This is a genomic window from uncultured Paracoccus sp. (assembly GCF_945915435.1).
GTDB lineage: Bacteria > Pseudomonadota > Alphaproteobacteria > Rhodobacterales > Rhodobacteraceae > Paracoccus.
The window spans coordinates 1-14,389 of sequence record NZ_CAMEFG010000005.1; the positions used below are offsets into that span (position 1 = coordinate 1).

The 14,389-nt window shown below is 67.4% G+C and carries 20 protein-coding genes and 1 riboswitch; of the genes, 11 read left to right on the forward strand and 9 right to left on the reverse strand.

The window, feature by feature from the left end; genetic code table 11:
* From Q0O97_RS02775 to Q0O97_RS02825, 11 genes are all read left to right on the forward strand, one after another.
* Positions 1–243, forward strand: a 243-nt coding sequence (locus tag Q0O97_RS02775) for a UDP binding domain-containing protein (protein ID WP_366125238.1), incomplete at its 5' end; no start/stop codon positions are given.
* Positions 244–292: 49 nt separating this feature from the next.
* A riboswitch (TPP riboswitch) is annotated at positions 293–396 on the forward strand.
* 70 nt (positions 397–466) lie between these two features.
* A complete protein-coding gene (thiD, locus tag Q0O97_RS02780; protein WP_294924536.1) occupies positions 467–1,306 on the forward strand; it encodes a bifunctional hydroxymethylpyrimidine kinase/phosphomethylpyrimidine kinase in 840 nt (279 codons plus the stop codon).
* On the forward strand, positions 1,303–2,280 hold the full coding sequence (locus Q0O97_RS02785) for an FAD-dependent oxidoreductase (protein ID WP_294924539.1): 978 nt from the start codon (positions 1,303–1,305) through the stop codon (positions 2,278–2,280). The genes thiD and Q0O97_RS02785 overlap by 4 nt, the downstream gene beginning before the upstream one ends.
* Positions 2,264–2,461, forward strand: coding sequence for a sulfur carrier protein ThiS (gene thiS / locus Q0O97_RS02790; protein ID WP_294924542.1), 198 nt, complete (start codon positions 2,264–2,266; stop codon positions 2,459–2,461). The genes Q0O97_RS02785 and thiS overlap by 17 nt, the downstream gene beginning before the upstream one ends.
* Before the next feature lies 1 nt (position 2,462).
* A complete protein-coding gene (locus tag Q0O97_RS02795; protein WP_294924545.1) occupies positions 2,463–3,227 on the forward strand; it encodes a thiazole synthase in 765 nt (254 codons plus the stop codon).
* A complete protein-coding gene (locus Q0O97_RS02800; RefSeq protein ID WP_294924547.1) occupies positions 3,224–3,820 on the forward strand; it encodes a thiamine phosphate synthase in 597 nt (198 codons plus the stop codon). The genes Q0O97_RS02795 and Q0O97_RS02800 overlap by 4 nt, the downstream gene beginning before the upstream one ends.
* Positions 3,817–4,782: a HesA/MoeB/ThiF family protein gene (locus tag Q0O97_RS02805; protein WP_294924550.1), complete on the forward strand. Its 966-nt coding sequence runs from the start codon at positions 3,817–3,819 to the stop codon at positions 4,780–4,782. The genes Q0O97_RS02800 and Q0O97_RS02805 overlap by 4 nt, the downstream gene beginning before the upstream one ends.
* Positions 4,779–5,738, forward strand: a complete 960-nt coding sequence (locus Q0O97_RS02810) for an ABC transporter substrate-binding protein (RefSeq protein ID WP_294924552.1) — start codon at positions 4,779–4,781, stop codon at positions 5,736–5,738. Before Q0O97_RS02805 ends, Q0O97_RS02810 begins: the two co-directional genes overlap by 4 nt.
* Positions 5,735–6,406 (forward strand): thiaminase II, encoded by a 672-nt coding sequence (tenA, locus tag Q0O97_RS02815; RefSeq protein WP_294924555.1) that lies wholly within the window; start codon positions 5,735–5,737, stop codon positions 6,404–6,406. Before Q0O97_RS02810 ends, tenA begins: the two co-directional genes overlap by 4 nt.
* On the forward strand, positions 6,403–7,110 hold the full coding sequence (locus Q0O97_RS02820; RefSeq protein ID WP_294924557.1) for an ATP-binding cassette domain-containing protein: 708 nt from the start codon (positions 6,403–6,405) through the stop codon (positions 7,108–7,110). Before tenA ends, Q0O97_RS02820 begins: the two co-directional genes overlap by 4 nt.
* The gene (locus Q0O97_RS02825; RefSeq protein WP_294924559.1) at positions 7,107–7,838 is read left to right on the forward strand and encodes an ABC transporter permease; all 732 of its coding nucleotides are present in this window, start codon (positions 7,107–7,109) and stop codon (positions 7,836–7,838) included. The genes Q0O97_RS02820 and Q0O97_RS02825 overlap by 4 nt, the downstream gene beginning before the upstream one ends.
* Here Q0O97_RS02825 and mobA read toward each other — a convergent pair.
* The 9 genes from mobA to Q0O97_RS02870 all read right to left on the reverse strand — a co-directional run bounded on the left by mobA (position 7,835) and on the right by Q0O97_RS02870 (position 14,340).
* Complete coding sequence (gene mobA / locus Q0O97_RS02830) at positions 7,835–8,437, reverse strand: molybdenum cofactor guanylyltransferase MobA (protein WP_294924562.1); 603 nt, start codon at positions 8,435–8,437, stop codon at positions 7,835–7,837. The two genes, Q0O97_RS02825 and mobA, sit on opposite strands and share 4 nt — an antisense overlap.
* 121 nt (positions 8,438–8,558) lie before the next feature.
* Positions 8,559–9,158 (reverse strand): NAD(P)H:quinone oxidoreductase, encoded by a 600-nt coding sequence (wrbA, locus tag Q0O97_RS02835; RefSeq protein WP_294924566.1) that lies wholly within the window; start codon positions 9,156–9,158, stop codon positions 8,559–8,561.
* 118 nt (positions 9,159–9,276) lie between these two features.
* Entirely contained in the window at positions 9,277–10,116 is an 840-nt protein-coding gene (gene fghA / locus Q0O97_RS02840) for an S-formylglutathione hydrolase (protein ID WP_294924569.1), read from the reverse strand.
* Positions 10,113–10,634 (reverse strand): GNAT family N-acetyltransferase, encoded by a 522-nt coding sequence (locus Q0O97_RS02845; RefSeq protein WP_294924572.1) that lies wholly within the window; start codon positions 10,632–10,634, stop codon positions 10,113–10,115. Before Q0O97_RS02845 ends, fghA begins: the two co-directional genes overlap by 4 nt.
* A complete protein-coding gene (locus tag Q0O97_RS02850) occupies positions 10,631–11,263 on the reverse strand; it encodes an ATP-dependent Clp protease proteolytic subunit (protein WP_294924574.1) in 633 nt (210 codons plus the stop codon). Before Q0O97_RS02850 ends, Q0O97_RS02845 begins: the two co-directional genes overlap by 4 nt.
* Positions 11,264–11,338: 75 nt before the next feature.
* Positions 11,339–12,466, reverse strand: a complete 1,128-nt coding sequence (locus Q0O97_RS02855; protein WP_294924577.1) for an S-(hydroxymethyl)glutathione dehydrogenase/class III alcohol dehydrogenase — start codon at positions 12,464–12,466, stop codon at positions 11,339–11,341.
* 128 nt (positions 12,467–12,594) lie between these two features.
* Positions 12,595–12,942: a YbaN family protein gene (locus tag Q0O97_RS02860; RefSeq protein ID WP_294924580.1), complete on the reverse strand. Its 348-nt coding sequence runs from the start codon at positions 12,940–12,942 to the stop codon at positions 12,595–12,597.
* Positions 12,943–12,949: 7 nt separating this feature from the next.
* A complete protein-coding gene (hemW, locus tag Q0O97_RS02865) occupies positions 12,950–14,137 on the reverse strand; it encodes a radical SAM family heme chaperone HemW (RefSeq protein WP_294924583.1) in 1,188 nt (395 codons plus the stop codon).
* 8 nt (positions 14,138–14,145) lie between these two features.
* Positions 14,146–14,340, reverse strand: a complete 195-nt coding sequence (locus Q0O97_RS02870; RefSeq protein WP_294924586.1) for a hypothetical protein — start codon at positions 14,338–14,340, stop codon at positions 14,146–14,148.
* Positions 14,341–14,389 lie beyond the last annotated feature (49 nt).

Genomic DNA, 14,389 nt, shown 5'->3' on the forward strand with positions numbered 1-14,389 from the left:
GGGTCGGACAATTTCCGCGACAGCTCGATCCAGGGGATCATGAAGCGGATCAAGGCCAAGGGGATCGAGGTCATCGTCTACGAACCCGTCATGACCGAGGACCGCTTCTTCAACAGCCGCGTGATCCGCGAGCTGGACGCCTTCAAGGCCGAGGCCGACCTGATCGTCGCCAACCGGCTGGACGTCGAACTGCGCGACGTGGCGGCCAAGGTCTACACGCGCGACCTCTACGGTATCGACTGAGGCGCCCCCTTGCATCGGGGGTGCGATCCGGCTTAGGCTGGCGGCACGACGCATACACTTGGGGTGCCCCGGACGGGGCTGAGAGGTGCCGGGCACCGACCCATCGAACCTGATCCGGGTCATTCCGGCGTAGGGAAGGGTAAGGCGACCGGCGCGGCTTGTCCGTCGCCGTCATTGCACAAATCCCCCCTGCCCCCACGGCCCGGATCCTGAAAGGCAGGACATGGCGCAGGAACGGGCGCAAGAAGGGGCAACACCCATCGCATTGACCATCGCAGGCTCGGACAGCGGCGGCGGCGCGGGGATTCAGGCCGATCTGAAAAGCTTTTCGGCCCTTGGGGTCTATGGCGCATCCGTGATCACGGCGATCACGGCGCAGAACACCCGCGCGGTCACGGGCATCCAGCCGGTATCCGCCGATATGGTCGCGGCCCAGATCGACGCGGTTTTCGACGATATCGCCGTGGATGCGGTCAAGATCGGCATGGTCGGCGGGCCGGATGTGATCACAACCGTCGCCGCACGGCTGCGCCACCACCTGGCGCATCGCCCGAGCCCGGTCGTGGTCGATCCGGTGATGGTCGCGAAATCGGGCGATACGCTGCTGCCCGATGACGCGATTGCGGCGATGACGCGGGAATTGCTGCCCCTGGCCACCGTCCTGACCCCGAACCTGCCCGAAGCCGCCGCGCTGCTGGGCCGCCCCGTGGCGCAGGACGAAACGGCGATGCGCACTCAGGGCCATGCCCTGCGCGCCCTCGGCCCCCGCTTCGTCCTGATGAAGGGCGGCCACGGCCAGGGCGAGACCTGCACCGACCTGCTGGTCGGCGCGGACGAGGTCACGCTGACCGCGCCCCGTGTGATCACAAAAAACACCCACGGCACGGGATGCTCGCTGTCCTCGGCCATCGCGGCGGGGCTGGCGCGGCGGTTGGCGGTGCATGACGCCACGCGGCAGGCCCATGCCTGGCTGCAAGCGGCAATCCGCGCCGCCGACGGCCTTCGGGTCGGATCGGGGCATGGGCCGGTTCACCACTTCCACGCGCTCTGGGGGCAGCCATGACCCGGATCACCATCCTGGGCGCGGGGGTCATGGGGCTGGCCATCGCATCCGAACTGGCCGCCCGCGGCCTGTCCCCGCGCATCATCGACCCCGCAGGCCCGCCCGGCCCGCATGGGTGCAGTTGGTGGGCGGGCGGCATGCTTGCCCCCTGGTGCGAGGAAGAAAGCGCCGAGCCCACCGTCGTCCGCCTTGGGTCTGATGCCGCGAACTGGTGGGAAAGCATGGGCGCACATGTCCACCACGGCGGCACGCTGGTGCTGGCCCTGTCGCGCGACCATGCCGAACTGGACCGATTCGCCCGGTTGACGCGCGAACATCGCGGGCTGGACGGCGACGCCATCGCCGGGCTGGAACCCGAGTTGCAAGGCCGCTTCCGCCGTGGGCTGTTCTTTGAAACCGAATCGCACCTGGACCCCCGTCAGGCGCTGACGGCAATGGCCGACGGGCTGGCAGCGCAGGGGATTGGGATCGAGACCGGCGGCACGCCCTCGGGCCTGACCATCGACGCGCGCGGGCTGGCGGCCCGCGACGCCCTGCCCGACCTGCGCGGCGTGCGGGGCGAGATGCTGGCCGTCCGCTGCCCCGAGGTCCGGCTGACCCGCACCATTCGCCTGCTGCATCCGCGCATCCCGCTGTATGTGGTGCCGCGCGGCGACGGCATCTATATGCTGGGCGCGACCATGCTGGAAAGCGGCGCGAAAACCCGCGTCACCGCCCGCGCCGCGATCGAGATGCTGTCCTCGGCCTATGCCCTGCATCCCGCCTTCGCCGAAGCCGAGATCCTTGAACTGGGCGCCGACGCCCGCCCCGCCTTTCCCGACAACCTGCCCCGCCTGCGCAGGCGGGGGGATACGCTTTTCGCAAACGGCCTTTACCGCCACGGCTATCTTCTGGCCCCCGCCGTGGCCCGCATGGCCGCCGATCATGTCCTGACGGGCCAGATACCGGAGATCATGGATGAACATCACCCTTAACGGAGAAAGGCGCAGCATCACCGGCCCGACCGTCGCCGATGTGCTGGCCGAGATCGAACTGGCCGAGGCCCGCGTGGCCACCGCGCTCAACGGCGCCTTCCTGCCCGCCGCCCGCCGCGCCGACACCACGCTGAAGGACGGGGACTCGCTTGAGGTCCTGTCCTCGATGCAGGGGGGTTAGGATGCCGGTCTTTTACGGGCACCAGATCGACAGCGCCCTGATGCTGGGGACGGCGCAATACCCCTCGCCCGCCGTGCTGGCGCAGGCGTTCCGCCAATCGGGCGCGGGCATCGCCACCGTTTCCCTGCGGCGCGAGGGCGGCGAGGGCCAGGCCTTCCACGCCCTGATCCGCGACCTTGGCGTGGCCGTCCTGCCCAATACCGCCGGTTGCCATTCGGTCCGTGAGGCCGTCACCACCGCCCAGATGGCCCGCGAATTCTTCGACACGCCCTGGATCAAGCTGGAGGTCATCGGCGACCACGACACGCTGCAACCCGATGTCGTCGGCCTGATCGAGGCCGCGCGTATCCTGACCGACGACGGCTTCCAGGTCTTTCCCTATTGCACCGAGGATCTGTCGGTCTGCGCCCGCCTGCTGGATGCCGGCTGCCGGGTGCTGATGCCCTGGGGGGCGCCCATCGGATCGGGCCGGGGACTGAACAACCCCTACGGGCTGCGGTCCCTGCGCGCCCATTTCCCCGACGTGGCCCTGGTCGTCGATGCCGGGATCGGCCTGCCCAGCCACGCGGCGGCGGCGATGGAGATGGGCTATGACGCCGTGCTGCTGAACACCGCCGTCGCCAAGGCAGGCGATCCGGTAGCGATGGCCCGCGCGATGGCGCTGGCGATTCAGGCCGGGCAACTGGCCCGCTCAGCCGACCCGATCGAGGCGCGCGACATGGCCGCGCCCTCGACGCCCCTGTTCGGAAAGGCGGTCCTGGAATGACCCTGCCACGTTTCTACCCGATCTTCGACGGCTCGGGCTGGCTGGAACGGCTGTTGCCGCTTGGCATCAAGCTGGTGCAGATCCGCATCAAGGACGCCTCACCCCTGACCTTGCGGGCCGAACTGAGCCGTGCGCGCGACCTCTGCGCCGCGCATGGCGCGCAACTGGTCGTCAACGACCATTGGCGCCACGCGATCGAACTTGGCTGCGACTACATCCACCTGGGGCAAGAGGACCTGGACAGCGCCGACATTCCCGCCATCCGCCGGGCAGGCATCCGCATCGGGATTTCTACCCACGACCACGCCGAACTGGAGCGCGCCTTGGCGCTGGACCCCGACTATATCGCGCTTGGTCCGGTCTGGCCCACGATCCTGAAGAAGATGAAATGGGAACGGCAGGGGCTGGATCGCGTCGCGGAATGGAAGCGGCTGATCGGCGACATTCCCCTGATCGCCATCGGCGGCGTGACGCCGGACCGCGCCGTGCAGGCATTCGCGGCAGGCGCCGACGTGGCATCCGCCGTCACCGACATCACGCTGAACCCCGACCCCCAGGCGCGCATCCGCGAATGGCTGAAGGTGGCGGGATGAGCCGTTACGCCCGCCAGATGATCCTGCCCGAAATCGGCAAGGCCGGGCAGGACCGCATCCGCGCCGCCCATGTGCTGGTCGTCGGCGCGGGCGCGCTTGGGGTGCCGGTGCTGCAATATCTGACCGGCGCGGGCATCGGGCGGATCACGCTGGTCGATCCCGATATCATCGAGGTCTCGAACCTGCACCGCCAGCCGCTTTACCGCGAGGATCAGCAGGGCCAGCCCAAGGCCCTTGCCGCACAGCGCGCGATGGCCGGGCTGAACGCCGAAGTCGAAATCACCCCGCTGGTCGAATGGCTGACCCCCGCCAATGCGCCCGCACTGGTGGCAGGGTCCGATCTGGTGCTGGACTGCGCCGACAGCCACGCGGTCAGCTATACGCTGTCGGATTGCTGCCTTGAGGCGGGCAAGCCGCTGATCTCGGCCTCGGCCCTGGGGCTGGAGGGCTACGTCGGCGGCTATTGTGCGGGTGCGCCCAGCCTGCGCGCGGTCTTTCCCGACCCAAGCGGCAGCACCGCCACCTGCGCCAGCGCGGGGGTGCTGGGGCCGGTCGTGGGAATGCTGGGCGCGCTGCAGGCGCGGATGGCGCTTGGCGTGATCGCGGGGATCGCGCCATCGCCGCTTGGACTGCTGGTGCGGATGGACGGGGTAATGCGCTTTTCGCAATTCCGCTTTGACGGCGCGCCGGAAAACCCCGGCCCCCGCTTCGTCTCGCGCCGCGATCTGCGCGCGGGCGATCTGCTCATCGACCTGCGCGACACGGCAGAGGCCCCCGCCACCGTCACCCCCGACGCCCTGCGCATGCCCGGCTATGGCGCCACCGGCCCCTTGCCCGAACCGGGCGGGCGGGCGGTGATCGCCTGCCGCTCGGGGCTGCGCGCATGGCGCGCGGCGAATGAACTGACCACCCGCTGGCCGGGCGAGATCGCCCTGATGGCCGCTATCGGAGAACGCGAATGAAAAAGATCCTTCTTGCCGGTGCCACGGCGCTTCTGGCCCAGCCTGCGCTGGCCGATGACAAGCTGGTGCTGATCCTCGACTGGTTCGTGAACCCCGATCACGGTCCCATCGTGATCGCGCAGGAAAAGGGCTTCTTCACCGAGGCCGGGCTGGACGTCGAGGTGATCGCCCCCGCCGACCCCGCCGATCCGCCCAAGCTGGTCGCCGCCGGACGCGCCGACCTGGCGGTCAGCTACCAGCCGCAGCTTCACCTGCAAGTGCATGAGGGCCTGCCGCTGGCCCGCGTCGGCACGCTGATCGCCACGCCGCTGAACTGCCTGATGGTGATGGCCGACAGCGACATCCAGACGCCCGCGGACCTTGCCGGCAAGAGGGTCGGCTATTCGGTCTCTGGCGTGGAATCGGCGCTGGTCAACGCGATGCTGAACACCGCCGGCCTGTCGCTGGAGGATGTCGAGATGATCAACGTCGGCTGGTCGCTCTCGCCCTCGCTGATGACGGGGCAGGTCGATGCGACCATCGGCGGCTATCGCAATTTCGAACTGACCCAGATGCGGCTGGAAGGGGCCGAGGGCCGCTGCCTCTTCGTCGAGGAACAGGGCGTGCCCGGCTATGATGAGCTGATCTTTGTCGCCAACCCCGACCGGATGGACGCCGAGGCCACCTCGCGCTTTCTGCAGGCGGTGGAACGCGGCGCGAATTACATCGTCAACCACCCCGAAGAAAGCTGGGAGCTGTTTTCCGCCACGGCGCCGGACCTGTCGGATGCGCTGAACACCCAGGCCTGGCAGGACACCGTGCCGCGCTTTGCCCAAAGCCCCGCCGCGCTGGATCATGGCCGCTACGCCCGGTTCGAGGCCTTCCTGCACGAACAGGGCCTGATCGACACCATCCGCCCGGTTGCCGACATGGCGCTGGATATCGGCGCGCTGCTGGACGAAGGGGGCACCCGATGAGCTATGGCCAATGCTTCCAGGCGTGGCGCGCGGATTGCGCCGCCGACTGGCACGACTATACCCACCACCCTTTCGTGCAGGGCCTGGGCGACGGCAGCCTGCCCCGCGCGGCCTTCCTGAACTATCTTCGGCAGGATTACCTGTTCCTGCTGAACTTTTCGCGCGCATGGGCCCTGGGCGTGGTCAAGGCGGACGGGCTGGCCGAAATGCAGGCCTGTTCGGCGACGGTTCATGCGCTGGTCGATGGCGAAATGGCGCTGCATGTGCGCATCTGCGCGGCGGAAGGGATCACCCCCGAGGAGTTGCAATCCACGCCCGAGGCGGTCTCGAACCTGGCCTATACGCGCTATGTGTTGGAATCGGGCTATTCGGGCGACTTCCTGGACCTGCTGGCGGGGCTGGCGCCCTGCGTCCTGGGTTACGGCGAAATCGGCCTACGGCTGGCCGCCGATGCCGCGCCCGACACCCCCTATCACGACTGGATCCAGACCTATGCGGGCGAGGATTATCAACAGACCTGCCGCGACGTAGGCAGGCTGCTGGACAGTGCCGTCCTGCGCAGGCTGGGACCGGATGCAAGCACCCTGCCCCGCTGGCAGGCCCTGTCGCACCGCTTTGCCACCGCGACCCGGCTGGAGGTCGGCTTCTGGGGACTGGGCCGGCAATGACCGAGGCCGCCCATATCCGGGGCCGCGCATGGGTGGGCGATCAGCCGCTGTTCGACAGCGTCGACCTGACCCTGCGGGCTGCGGAATGGACCTGCCTGCTGGGACCTTCGGGCGTGGGAAAATCCACCATCCTGCGCCTGATCGCGGGGCTGGAAACCGGCGTGCGCTTTGAAGGCCACGCCAAGGCCAGCCAGCCCGTCGCGCTGATGGCGCAGGATGCGGGGCTGATCGGCTGGCTGGACGTGCGCAGCAACGTCACCCTTGGCGCGCGGCTGCGCGGCGAGCTGGCCGATACCGCCCGCGCCGACCGGCTGATTGCGGCGGTGGGGCTGTCGGACCGCGCCGCCCACCTGCCCGCGCGCCTGTCGGGCGGCCAGCGCCAGCGGGTCGCGCTGGCCCGCACCCTGTTCGAGGACCGCCCGCTGGTCCTGCTGGACGAACCCTTTTCGGCGCTGGATGCGCGGACGCGGACCGGGATGCAGGACCTGGCCGCCGGCCTGCTGCGCGACCGCTCGGTCCTGCTGGTCACGCATGACCCGGCCGAGGCCGCGCGGCTTGGCGATCGGATCGTGCTGCTGACCAGCGCCGGGTTGCAGGACCAGCCCTTGCCCGGTCCCCGCATCCCCGGACAGGCCCGCCCCTATGACGCGCCGCAGGTCCTGCAAACCCAGGCGGCGCTTTTGCGAAGGATGCTGGCGGCATGAGAACGATCCTCATGACCTGCCTGCTGGCCCTGACCCTGTGGCAGGGGCTGTTGTGGCTGACCGGGATGCCGCCCTTCCTGTTGCCCTCGCCCCGCGCGGTGCTGGATGCGCTGTGGCTGAACCGGGCCGAGATCGCCCATGCCGCGCTGTTCACCGGCACCGAGGTGCTGGCGGGCTTTGCCATCGGCTCGACGCTCGGCGCGTCGCTGGCGGTGCTGATGGCGGCCTCGCGGCGAGTGACGGGGGTGCTGCATCCGCTGCTGACCTTCAGTCAGACGATCCCGATCTTTGCGCTGGCGCCGATCCTGACGCTGTGGCTGGGCTATGGCATGGCGCCCAAGATCGCGATGACGGTGCTGATCGTCTTTTTCCCCGTCGCCAGCGCCTTTCTGGACGGGCTGCTGCGCACGCCGCAGGCGGCGCTGGACCTGGCGCAAGTGATGGGCGCAAGCCGCTGGCGGGTGATGCGCCACCTGCGCATCCCGGCGGCGCTGCCAGGGCTGGCGACGGGGCTGCGGCTGGCCGCCGTCTATGCGCCCATCGGGGCGGTCATCGGCGAATGGGTCGGCGGCGCGCGCGGGCTTGGCGCGCTGATGATCCACGCCAACGGGCGGATGAAGACCGACCTGGTCTTTGCCGCGCTGCTGGTGCTGTCGGTGCTGACGATCAGCTTTGCCAAGACCGTCGCGCTGGTGCTGCGCCGGCTGCTGGCGCGCTACGGCGGTTAGGCCAGCCGTTCCGCCCGCGCCAGTTCGTCGGGCGTGTTGATATTCAGGAAAGGGTCCACCGGGCGGCTGTCGAACACCGCCCGCCCCGGATCATGCGCGGCGGCATATTGGCCGGGCCGCAGCAATCCGCTTTCGATGGCCTGCCGCAGATCGTCGCGCAGCGCCACGGGCCAGAGCGCGCAGGTCGGATGATCGCGCATCCGGCCCGCTTCGCCCTCGCTTGCGGCGACGGCGATGCCCTGGCTGCCCGCCGCCTCGCGCAGGCGGTGAACAAGGTCCAGCGGCAGGAACGGCGTATCGACCGAGACGCTGACCACCGCATCCGCCCCGATCCCCGCCGCCCACTCCATCCCCGCCAGCACCCCGGCCAGCGGCCCCGGAAAGCCCGCGATCGGGTCGGGCAGGATGGGCAGGTCCCACCCCGACAGCAGATCCGGGTCGCAATTTGCATTGATGGCGATCGGGGCGCATTGGTCGCGCAGCCGCCAGATCACGCGGGACAGAAGCGGCTCGCCCCCCAGGTGAAGCAGCGCCTTGTTGCGCCCGCCCATGCGGGTCGCGCGGCCTCCGGCAAGGATGACGGCGGGGATGGGGGGCAAGAACAGAGCGGACACCTTCGGGCAAATGCGGTCGGGGCGCAATCTGACGCCCCAGTGGCCAAAAGCCAAGCCCCCGAAGGCGAAAGGGCGCCGCGCATGGGCGGCGCCCTTCCGGGTCAGGTCAGGCGAAGAGCTTCGCCGCCGTATTGGCCACGCGGCGACCCAGGTAGCGGGCGCCGTCCAGTTCCTCGGCCGAGGGCTGGCGGCTGCCGTCGCCGCTTGCAATGGTGGTCGCGCCATAAGGGGCGCCGCCGACGATCTTGCTGTTGTCCATCTGCGCCTGGAAACCATAATCCAGCCCGACCACGGTCATGCCGAAATGCAGCAGGTTGGTGATGATGGAAAACAGCGTCGTTTCCTGCCCGCCATGTTGCGTCGCGGTCGAGGTGAAACCCGCCCCCACCTTGCCGTTCAGCGCCCCGCGCGCCCAAAGGCCGCCCGCCTGGTCCAGGAAATTCGCCATCTGACCGCTGATCCGCCCGAAACGGGTGCCGGTGCCGACGACGATGGCATCGTAGTTTTCCAGATCCTCGATCCGCGCGACGGGGGCGGATTGGTCCAGCTTGAAATGCGAATTGCGCGCGACGTCTTCCGGGACCAGTTCGGGAACGCGCTTGATGTCCACGGTCGCGCCGGTTTCGCGCGCGCCTTCGGCCACGGCTTCGGCCATCTGTTCGATATGGCCATAGGACGAATAATAAAGAACCAGAACCTTGGTCATCGCCATCTTCCTTCAGTTGAGAACATTTCCCGAAAGATGTAGCCACCCCGCCGCGCAGGAACAGAGCGGTTTGAGCAACCACGGCGTTCGGGATTTCCGAACGCCGTGGCATAAGCCGTCAAGCCAGCCGTTCAGCGTGCCACTGGATATGGTCGGCCATGAAGCTCTGGACGAAGAAATAGCTGTGGTCGTAACCCTTCTGCATGCGCAGGACGCCGGGCTGGCGGCGTTCGGCCATCGCATGGGCCAGCGCCTCGGGTTTCAGCAGGTCCAGGAACTGGTCGCTTGCACCCTGGTCGATCAGCACCTCGCCCGGATAGCCGCGCTGGCGCATCAGCAGCGTCGAATCATGCGCGGCCCAAGCCGATTCGTCATCGCCCAGATAGGCCGCAAGCTGCTTGCGCCCCCAATCGGATTGCGAGGGGTGCGCGATGGGCGAAAAGGCGGACACCGAGCGGTAGGTTTCGGGCAGGGTCATCGCGATTGTCAGCGCCCCGTGGCCGCCCATCGAATGGCCGGTGATGCCCTGCGCGTCGCGGTCCAGCGCGAAATTGTTGAAAACCAGTTCGGGCAGTTCGTGGGTGACGTAATGCCACATGCGGAAATGCGGCTTCCACGGATCCCGCGTCGCATCGACGTAGAAACCGGCGCCCTGGCCCAGATCGTAAGCCTCGTCATCCGCGACGCCTTCGCCGCGCGGAGAGGTGTCGGGAAAGATCAGCGCGATGCCGTATTCCGCCGCCCATTCCTGCGCGCCCGCCTTGGTCATGGCGTTTTCATGCGTGCAGGTCAGGCCCGACAGATACCACAGGACCGGCACCTTGCCATGTTCGGCCTGCGGCGGCTGATAGATGGCAAAGGTCATTTCGGTGCCCGTCGCCTGCGACTGGTGCTTGTAAACACCCTGCACCCCGCCAAAGCTGCGGTTTTCGGAAACGGTTTCGTAAGCCAAGGTCATTCCTGCTTTCCTCTCGTCAGATCGTGAAACATGACCAGCCCGTCGACATAGCCATGACTGGGATGATGGAACGCGGCGGGCAGGCGCCCGACAATCCCGAAACCGGCTTTCTGCCACAAATGGACGGCATCGGCATTGGTCGAGACGACGAAATTGAACTGCATCGCCCGGAAACCCTGCGCCCGCGCCCAGTCCTTGGCATGTTCGACCAGCGCCCGCGCGATGCCGCGGCCACGCGCGGCGGGCGCGGTCGCGAAACTGGCATTGGCAACATGGCTGGCCGGGCCGGGACGGTTCATGCCGACATGGCTGGTGCCCAGGACCCTGCCCTCGACCTCGGCCACGAAGGCGGTGAAGGGCGCGGCGAACCAGTCCGCCAGCGCGTCGTCGCGGGTGATATCGCGCGGGATGCAATAGGTTTCGCCCGCGCGATAGACGGGTTCCAGGATCGACCAGATGGCATCATGATCCCCCGGACCCGCCGGGCGGATCGTCGCCGGCCCGCCCTGTCCGGTCATTTCAGTTCATCTACCGAACGGATGACCTGGCCCAGAAGGCCGTAATCCAGCGCCTCGGCCGTGTTCAGCCAGAAATCGCGCTGCGTGTCCTTTTCGATCCGCTCGACGCTCTGGCCGGTGGCATCGGCAAAGATCTGGTTCAGGCGGTCCCGCATCTGGCGGACCTGTTCGGCCTGGATCATCATGTCCGAGGACGTGCCACCGATCCCGCCCGAGGGCTGATGAATCAGAAAGCGCGTATTGGGCAGGCAATAGCGGTTTTCCTTTTTCGCCGCGACGAAGATCAGCGCCCCGGCGCTGGCCACCCAGCCCGAGCCGATGGTGCGCACGGTCGGACGGATGAACTTGATCACGTCATGGATCATGTCCCCCGATTCGACATGCCCGCCGGGCGAGGAAATCAGCATGTTGATCGGCGCATCGCTGTCCTCGGCCAGGGCCAGAAGATGGGCGACGGTCCGCTGCGCCAGCTTGTCGTTGATGGCGCCCGCGACGATCACCGTGCGCGACTTGAAATAAAGCTTGCCGATCTTGTCCCCTTCGGGAAGGCCCAGCCCTTCATCCTTCTTCCCGTCCTGGCGGCGGTCATCGTCGTCGTCTTCGTCGTCCAGAATGAAATGCTTTGCCATGCTCGGTCCTTTTCATGTTGACGGCGGGACCGGATGCCCGCCCCCGCCGTCTTTTAACTAAGCAGTGGTTGAGGATCAGTAAAGGACGACCGCGCGGATGGATTCGCCCGCATGCATCAGGTCGAAGCCCTTGTTGATGTCGTCGAGCGGCATGGTGTGGGTGATCATGGGGTCGATCTCGATCTTGCCATCCATGTACCAGTCCACGATCCTGGGCACGTCCGTCCGCCCCCGCGCGCCGCCGAAGGCCGAGCCTTTCCAGACCCGCCCCGTCACAAGCTGGAAGGGCCGCGTGCTGATTTCCGCCCCCGCGGGCGCGACCCCGATGATGATCGACTGGCCCCAGCCCCGATGCGTGCATTCCAGCGCCTGGCGCATCACGTTCACGTTGCCCGTGCAGTCGAAGCTGTAATCCGCGCCGCCGATCTGGTCGAAGGGGGTCCTGGTCAGTTCGACGATGTCCTGGACGACGTTTTCGGTGTTCCTGGGGTTGATGAAATGGGTCATGCCGAAACGCTCGGCCATTTCCTTCTTGCCCTCGTTCAGGTCGACGCCGATGATCATGTCGGCGCCGGCAAGCCGCAGGCCCTGGATCACGTTCAGCCCGATCCCGCCAAGCCCGAAGACCACCGCCTTGGCGCCGATTTCGACCTTCGCCGTATAGATCACCGCGCCGATGCCCGTGGTCACGCCGCATCCGATATAGCAAATCTTGTCGAAAGGCGCGTCCGGCCGCACCTTGGCGACCGAGATTTCCGGCAGAACCGTGTAGTTCGAGAAGGTCGAGCAGCCCATGTAATGGCGGATCGGCGTGCCGTCCAGCATGGAAAACCGCGTCGTTCCGTCGGGCATCAGCCCCTGCCCCTGCGTCGCGCGGATCGAGTGGCACATGTTGGTCTTGCCCGACAGGCAGGACGCGCATTGGCGGCATTCGGGCGTATAAAGCGGGATGACGTGATCGCCCGGCTTGACGCTGGTGACGCCCGGCCCGACCTCGACCACCACGCCCGCGCCCTCATGGCCCAGGATCGCGGGAAAGACGCCTTCGGGATCCGCGCCGGACAGGGTGAATTCGTCGGTGTGGCAGATGCCGGTGGCCTTGATCTCGACCAGGACCTCGCCGGCCTTGGGGCCTTCGAGGTTGACCTCCATGATCTCGAGTGGCTTGCCGGCCTCAAGGGCGACTGCTGCGCGGGTTCTCATATGGCTCTCCTTCGATCGGGTCGTTGGGCTGTATCTGATCCGACCTTAACCTGAAGAGGGCCGGTTTGGACCCAGAATCTTAGGTCGGGGCATTTATGCAAGTGGTCCAAAGGTCGTATCCGGCCCGCTCAGACCTCGGGGCGGGTCAGCAGATAGGCGGCGACGCAGATGCAGGCCGCGGCCTGCGCGGCGATGAATAGCGGGGGCAGGCCCAGCAGCAAGGCCCAGCCGACGCCCATCGCCATCGCCAGCGTGGACCAGATCTTGGCAGGGCGCGAGACGATGCCGCCGCGCTGCCATGCCCGGATCGGCGGGCCGAATTTCGGATGGCGCAGGATGCGGTTGCGCAAGCGGGGCGAGGATCGCGAAAAGGCCCAGACCGACAGGATCAGGAAAGGCACGGTCGGCATCACCGGCAAAAGCGCCCCGATCACCCCCAGAACCAGGGTCAGCCAGCCGAAGGACAGCCACATCATCCGCATCTCAGGCCGCCAATTCGCGCAGGATCGCGTTCAGGATGGGACGCCCCTGCCCGGTGGCGGCCAGCCGTCCGTCCACCTGCCGGACCAGCCCCATGCCCGCCATGTCCGCGATGGCGGCGGCGGGCAGATCGGCGCGGGCAAGGGCACGATGGCGGGCAAGGTCCATGCCTTCACCAAGGCGCATGGACATCAGCAGGTATTCCAGCGCGCGGTCGTCCGGCGACTGGCCTTCGCGCAGCGACTCGCCGCTGCCCCCTGCCCTGACGGCACCCAGCCATTCGGCGGGGTCTCGATACGCCTCGGTCGCCACGCGGCCGGATGGCAGGGTCATGCGGCCATGCGCGCCGGGACCGACGGCGGCCCAATCGCCCTGGCGCCAATAGATCAGGTTGTGCCGGCTTTCCGATCCGGGCCGCGCGTGGTTCGAGACCTCGTAGCATGGCATCCCGGCTGCCTCGCAGATATCCTGCGTTTCCAGATACATGTCGGCGGCAAGATCGTCCTCGGGCAGGCCCTTCAGCCCGCCCTTGGCATGGCGCGCGCCAAAGGCGGTGCCCGGCTCGACCGTAAGCTGGTAAAGCGACAGGTGATCGACGGCCATCGACAGGGCCTGGCGCAGCTCGTCCCGCCATGCGGCGCGGGTCTGGTGCTGGCGGGCATAGATCAGGTCGAAACTGACCCGGTCGAAACAGGCCCGCGCAATGTCGAAGGCGGCGCGGGCATCAGAGACCGAATGCATCCGGCCAAGGCGCTTCAGGTCGTCGTCGTCCAGCGCCTGCACCCCCATCGACAGCCGGTTGACCCCCCCATCGGCATAGGCGCGAAAGCGCGACATTTCGACGCTGGTGGGGTTGGCCTCCAGCGAAATCTCGATGTCGTTGGCTAGGGGCCATGCGGCGCGGGCGGCCTCGATCACCGCCGCCACGGTTTCGGGGGCCATCAGGCTGGGCGTGCCGCCACCGAAGAAGATCGAATTGAGGACCCGGCCCGGCAGTTCCGCCCCCAGCCGCGCGATCTCGGCGCGATAGGCCGCGGCCCATTCGCCCTGGTCCACGGCGGCGGATACATGGCTGTTGAAATCGCAATAGGGGCATTTCGACGCGCAGAAGGGCCAGTGAACATACAGCCCGAATCCACCCGCGCGCCAGTCATCGGCAAGGGGGTCGGCGCTGGCGGCAGGGGCTGGCATGTGCTGGTTCATTCCCGATATGCGGTTACTTTGACCTGAACCTTCATTTCGGGTCTGATCAGCCCCGCGACAACCACCCTTGCCGCAGGTAACGCATCCTTCATTTCACCGGCCAGCCCGGCGAAGATGACGGACGTCCCGGAATCCTGGGATGACTGGTTCGAAAAATTTCCATAATCTTTTGAAATCAAATGATTTTCCATGATTCTGCCTCAGAAATGGCCCTGAAGTTCATGGCGGCAGATCGTCCCT

Coding starts and splice junctions, on each gene's coding strand:
- Q0O97_RS02810 (WP_294924552.1), top strand. CDS start 4,779: ATGAAAAAGATCCTTCTTGCCGGTGCCACGGCGCTTCTGGCCCAGCCT.
- hemW (WP_294924583.1), bottom strand. CDS start 14,137: ATGCCAGCCCCTGCCGCCAGCGCCGACCCCCTTGCCGATGACTGGCGC.
- Q0O97_RS02820 (WP_294924557.1), top strand. CDS start 6,403: ATGACCGAGGCCGCCCATATCCGGGGCCGCGCATGGGTGGGCGATCAG.
- fghA (WP_294924569.1), bottom strand. CDS start 10,116: ATGACCTTGGCTTACGAAACCGTTTCCGAAAACCGCAGCTTTGGCGGG.
- Q0O97_RS02845 (WP_294924572.1), bottom strand. CDS start 10,634: ATGACCGGACAGGGCGGGCCGGCGACGATCCGCCCGGCGGGTCCGGGG.
- Q0O97_RS02795 (WP_294924545.1), top strand. CDS start 2,463: ATGCCGGTCTTTTACGGGCACCAGATCGACAGCGCCCTGATGCTGGGG.
- Q0O97_RS02785 (WP_294924539.1), top strand. CDS start 1,303: ATGACCCGGATCACCATCCTGGGCGCGGGGGTCATGGGGCTGGCCATC.
- Q0O97_RS02860 (WP_294924580.1), bottom strand. CDS start 12,942: ATGATGTGGCTGTCCTTCGGCTGGCTGACCCTGGTTCTGGGGGTGATC.
- thiS (WP_294924542.1), top strand. CDS start 2,264: ATGAACATCACCCTTAACGGAGAAAGGCGCAGCATCACCGGCCCGACC.
- tenA (WP_294924555.1), top strand. CDS start 5,735: ATGAGCTATGGCCAATGCTTCCAGGCGTGGCGCGCGGATTGCGCCGCC.
- Q0O97_RS02870 (WP_294924586.1), bottom strand. CDS start 14,340: ATGGAAAATCATTTGATTTCAAAAGATTATGGAAATTTTTCGAACCAG.
- thiD (WP_294924536.1), top strand. CDS start 467: ATGGCGCAGGAACGGGCGCAAGAAGGGGCAACACCCATCGCATTGACC.
- Q0O97_RS02850 (WP_294924574.1), bottom strand. CDS start 11,263: ATGGCAAAGCATTTCATTCTGGACGACGAAGACGACGACGATGACCGC.
- Q0O97_RS02855 (WP_294924577.1), bottom strand. CDS start 12,466: ATGAGAACCCGCGCAGCAGTCGCCCTTGAGGCCGGCAAGCCACTCGAG.
- Q0O97_RS02800 (WP_294924547.1), top strand. CDS start 3,224: ATGACCCTGCCACGTTTCTACCCGATCTTCGACGGCTCGGGCTGGCTG.
- wrbA (WP_294924566.1), bottom strand. CDS start 9,158: ATGACCAAGGTTCTGGTTCTTTATTATTCGTCCTATGGCCATATCGAA.
- Q0O97_RS02825 (WP_294924559.1), top strand. CDS start 7,107: ATGAGAACGATCCTCATGACCTGCCTGCTGGCCCTGACCCTGTGGCAG.
- Q0O97_RS02805 (WP_294924550.1), top strand. CDS start 3,817: ATGAGCCGTTACGCCCGCCAGATGATCCTGCCCGAAATCGGCAAGGCC.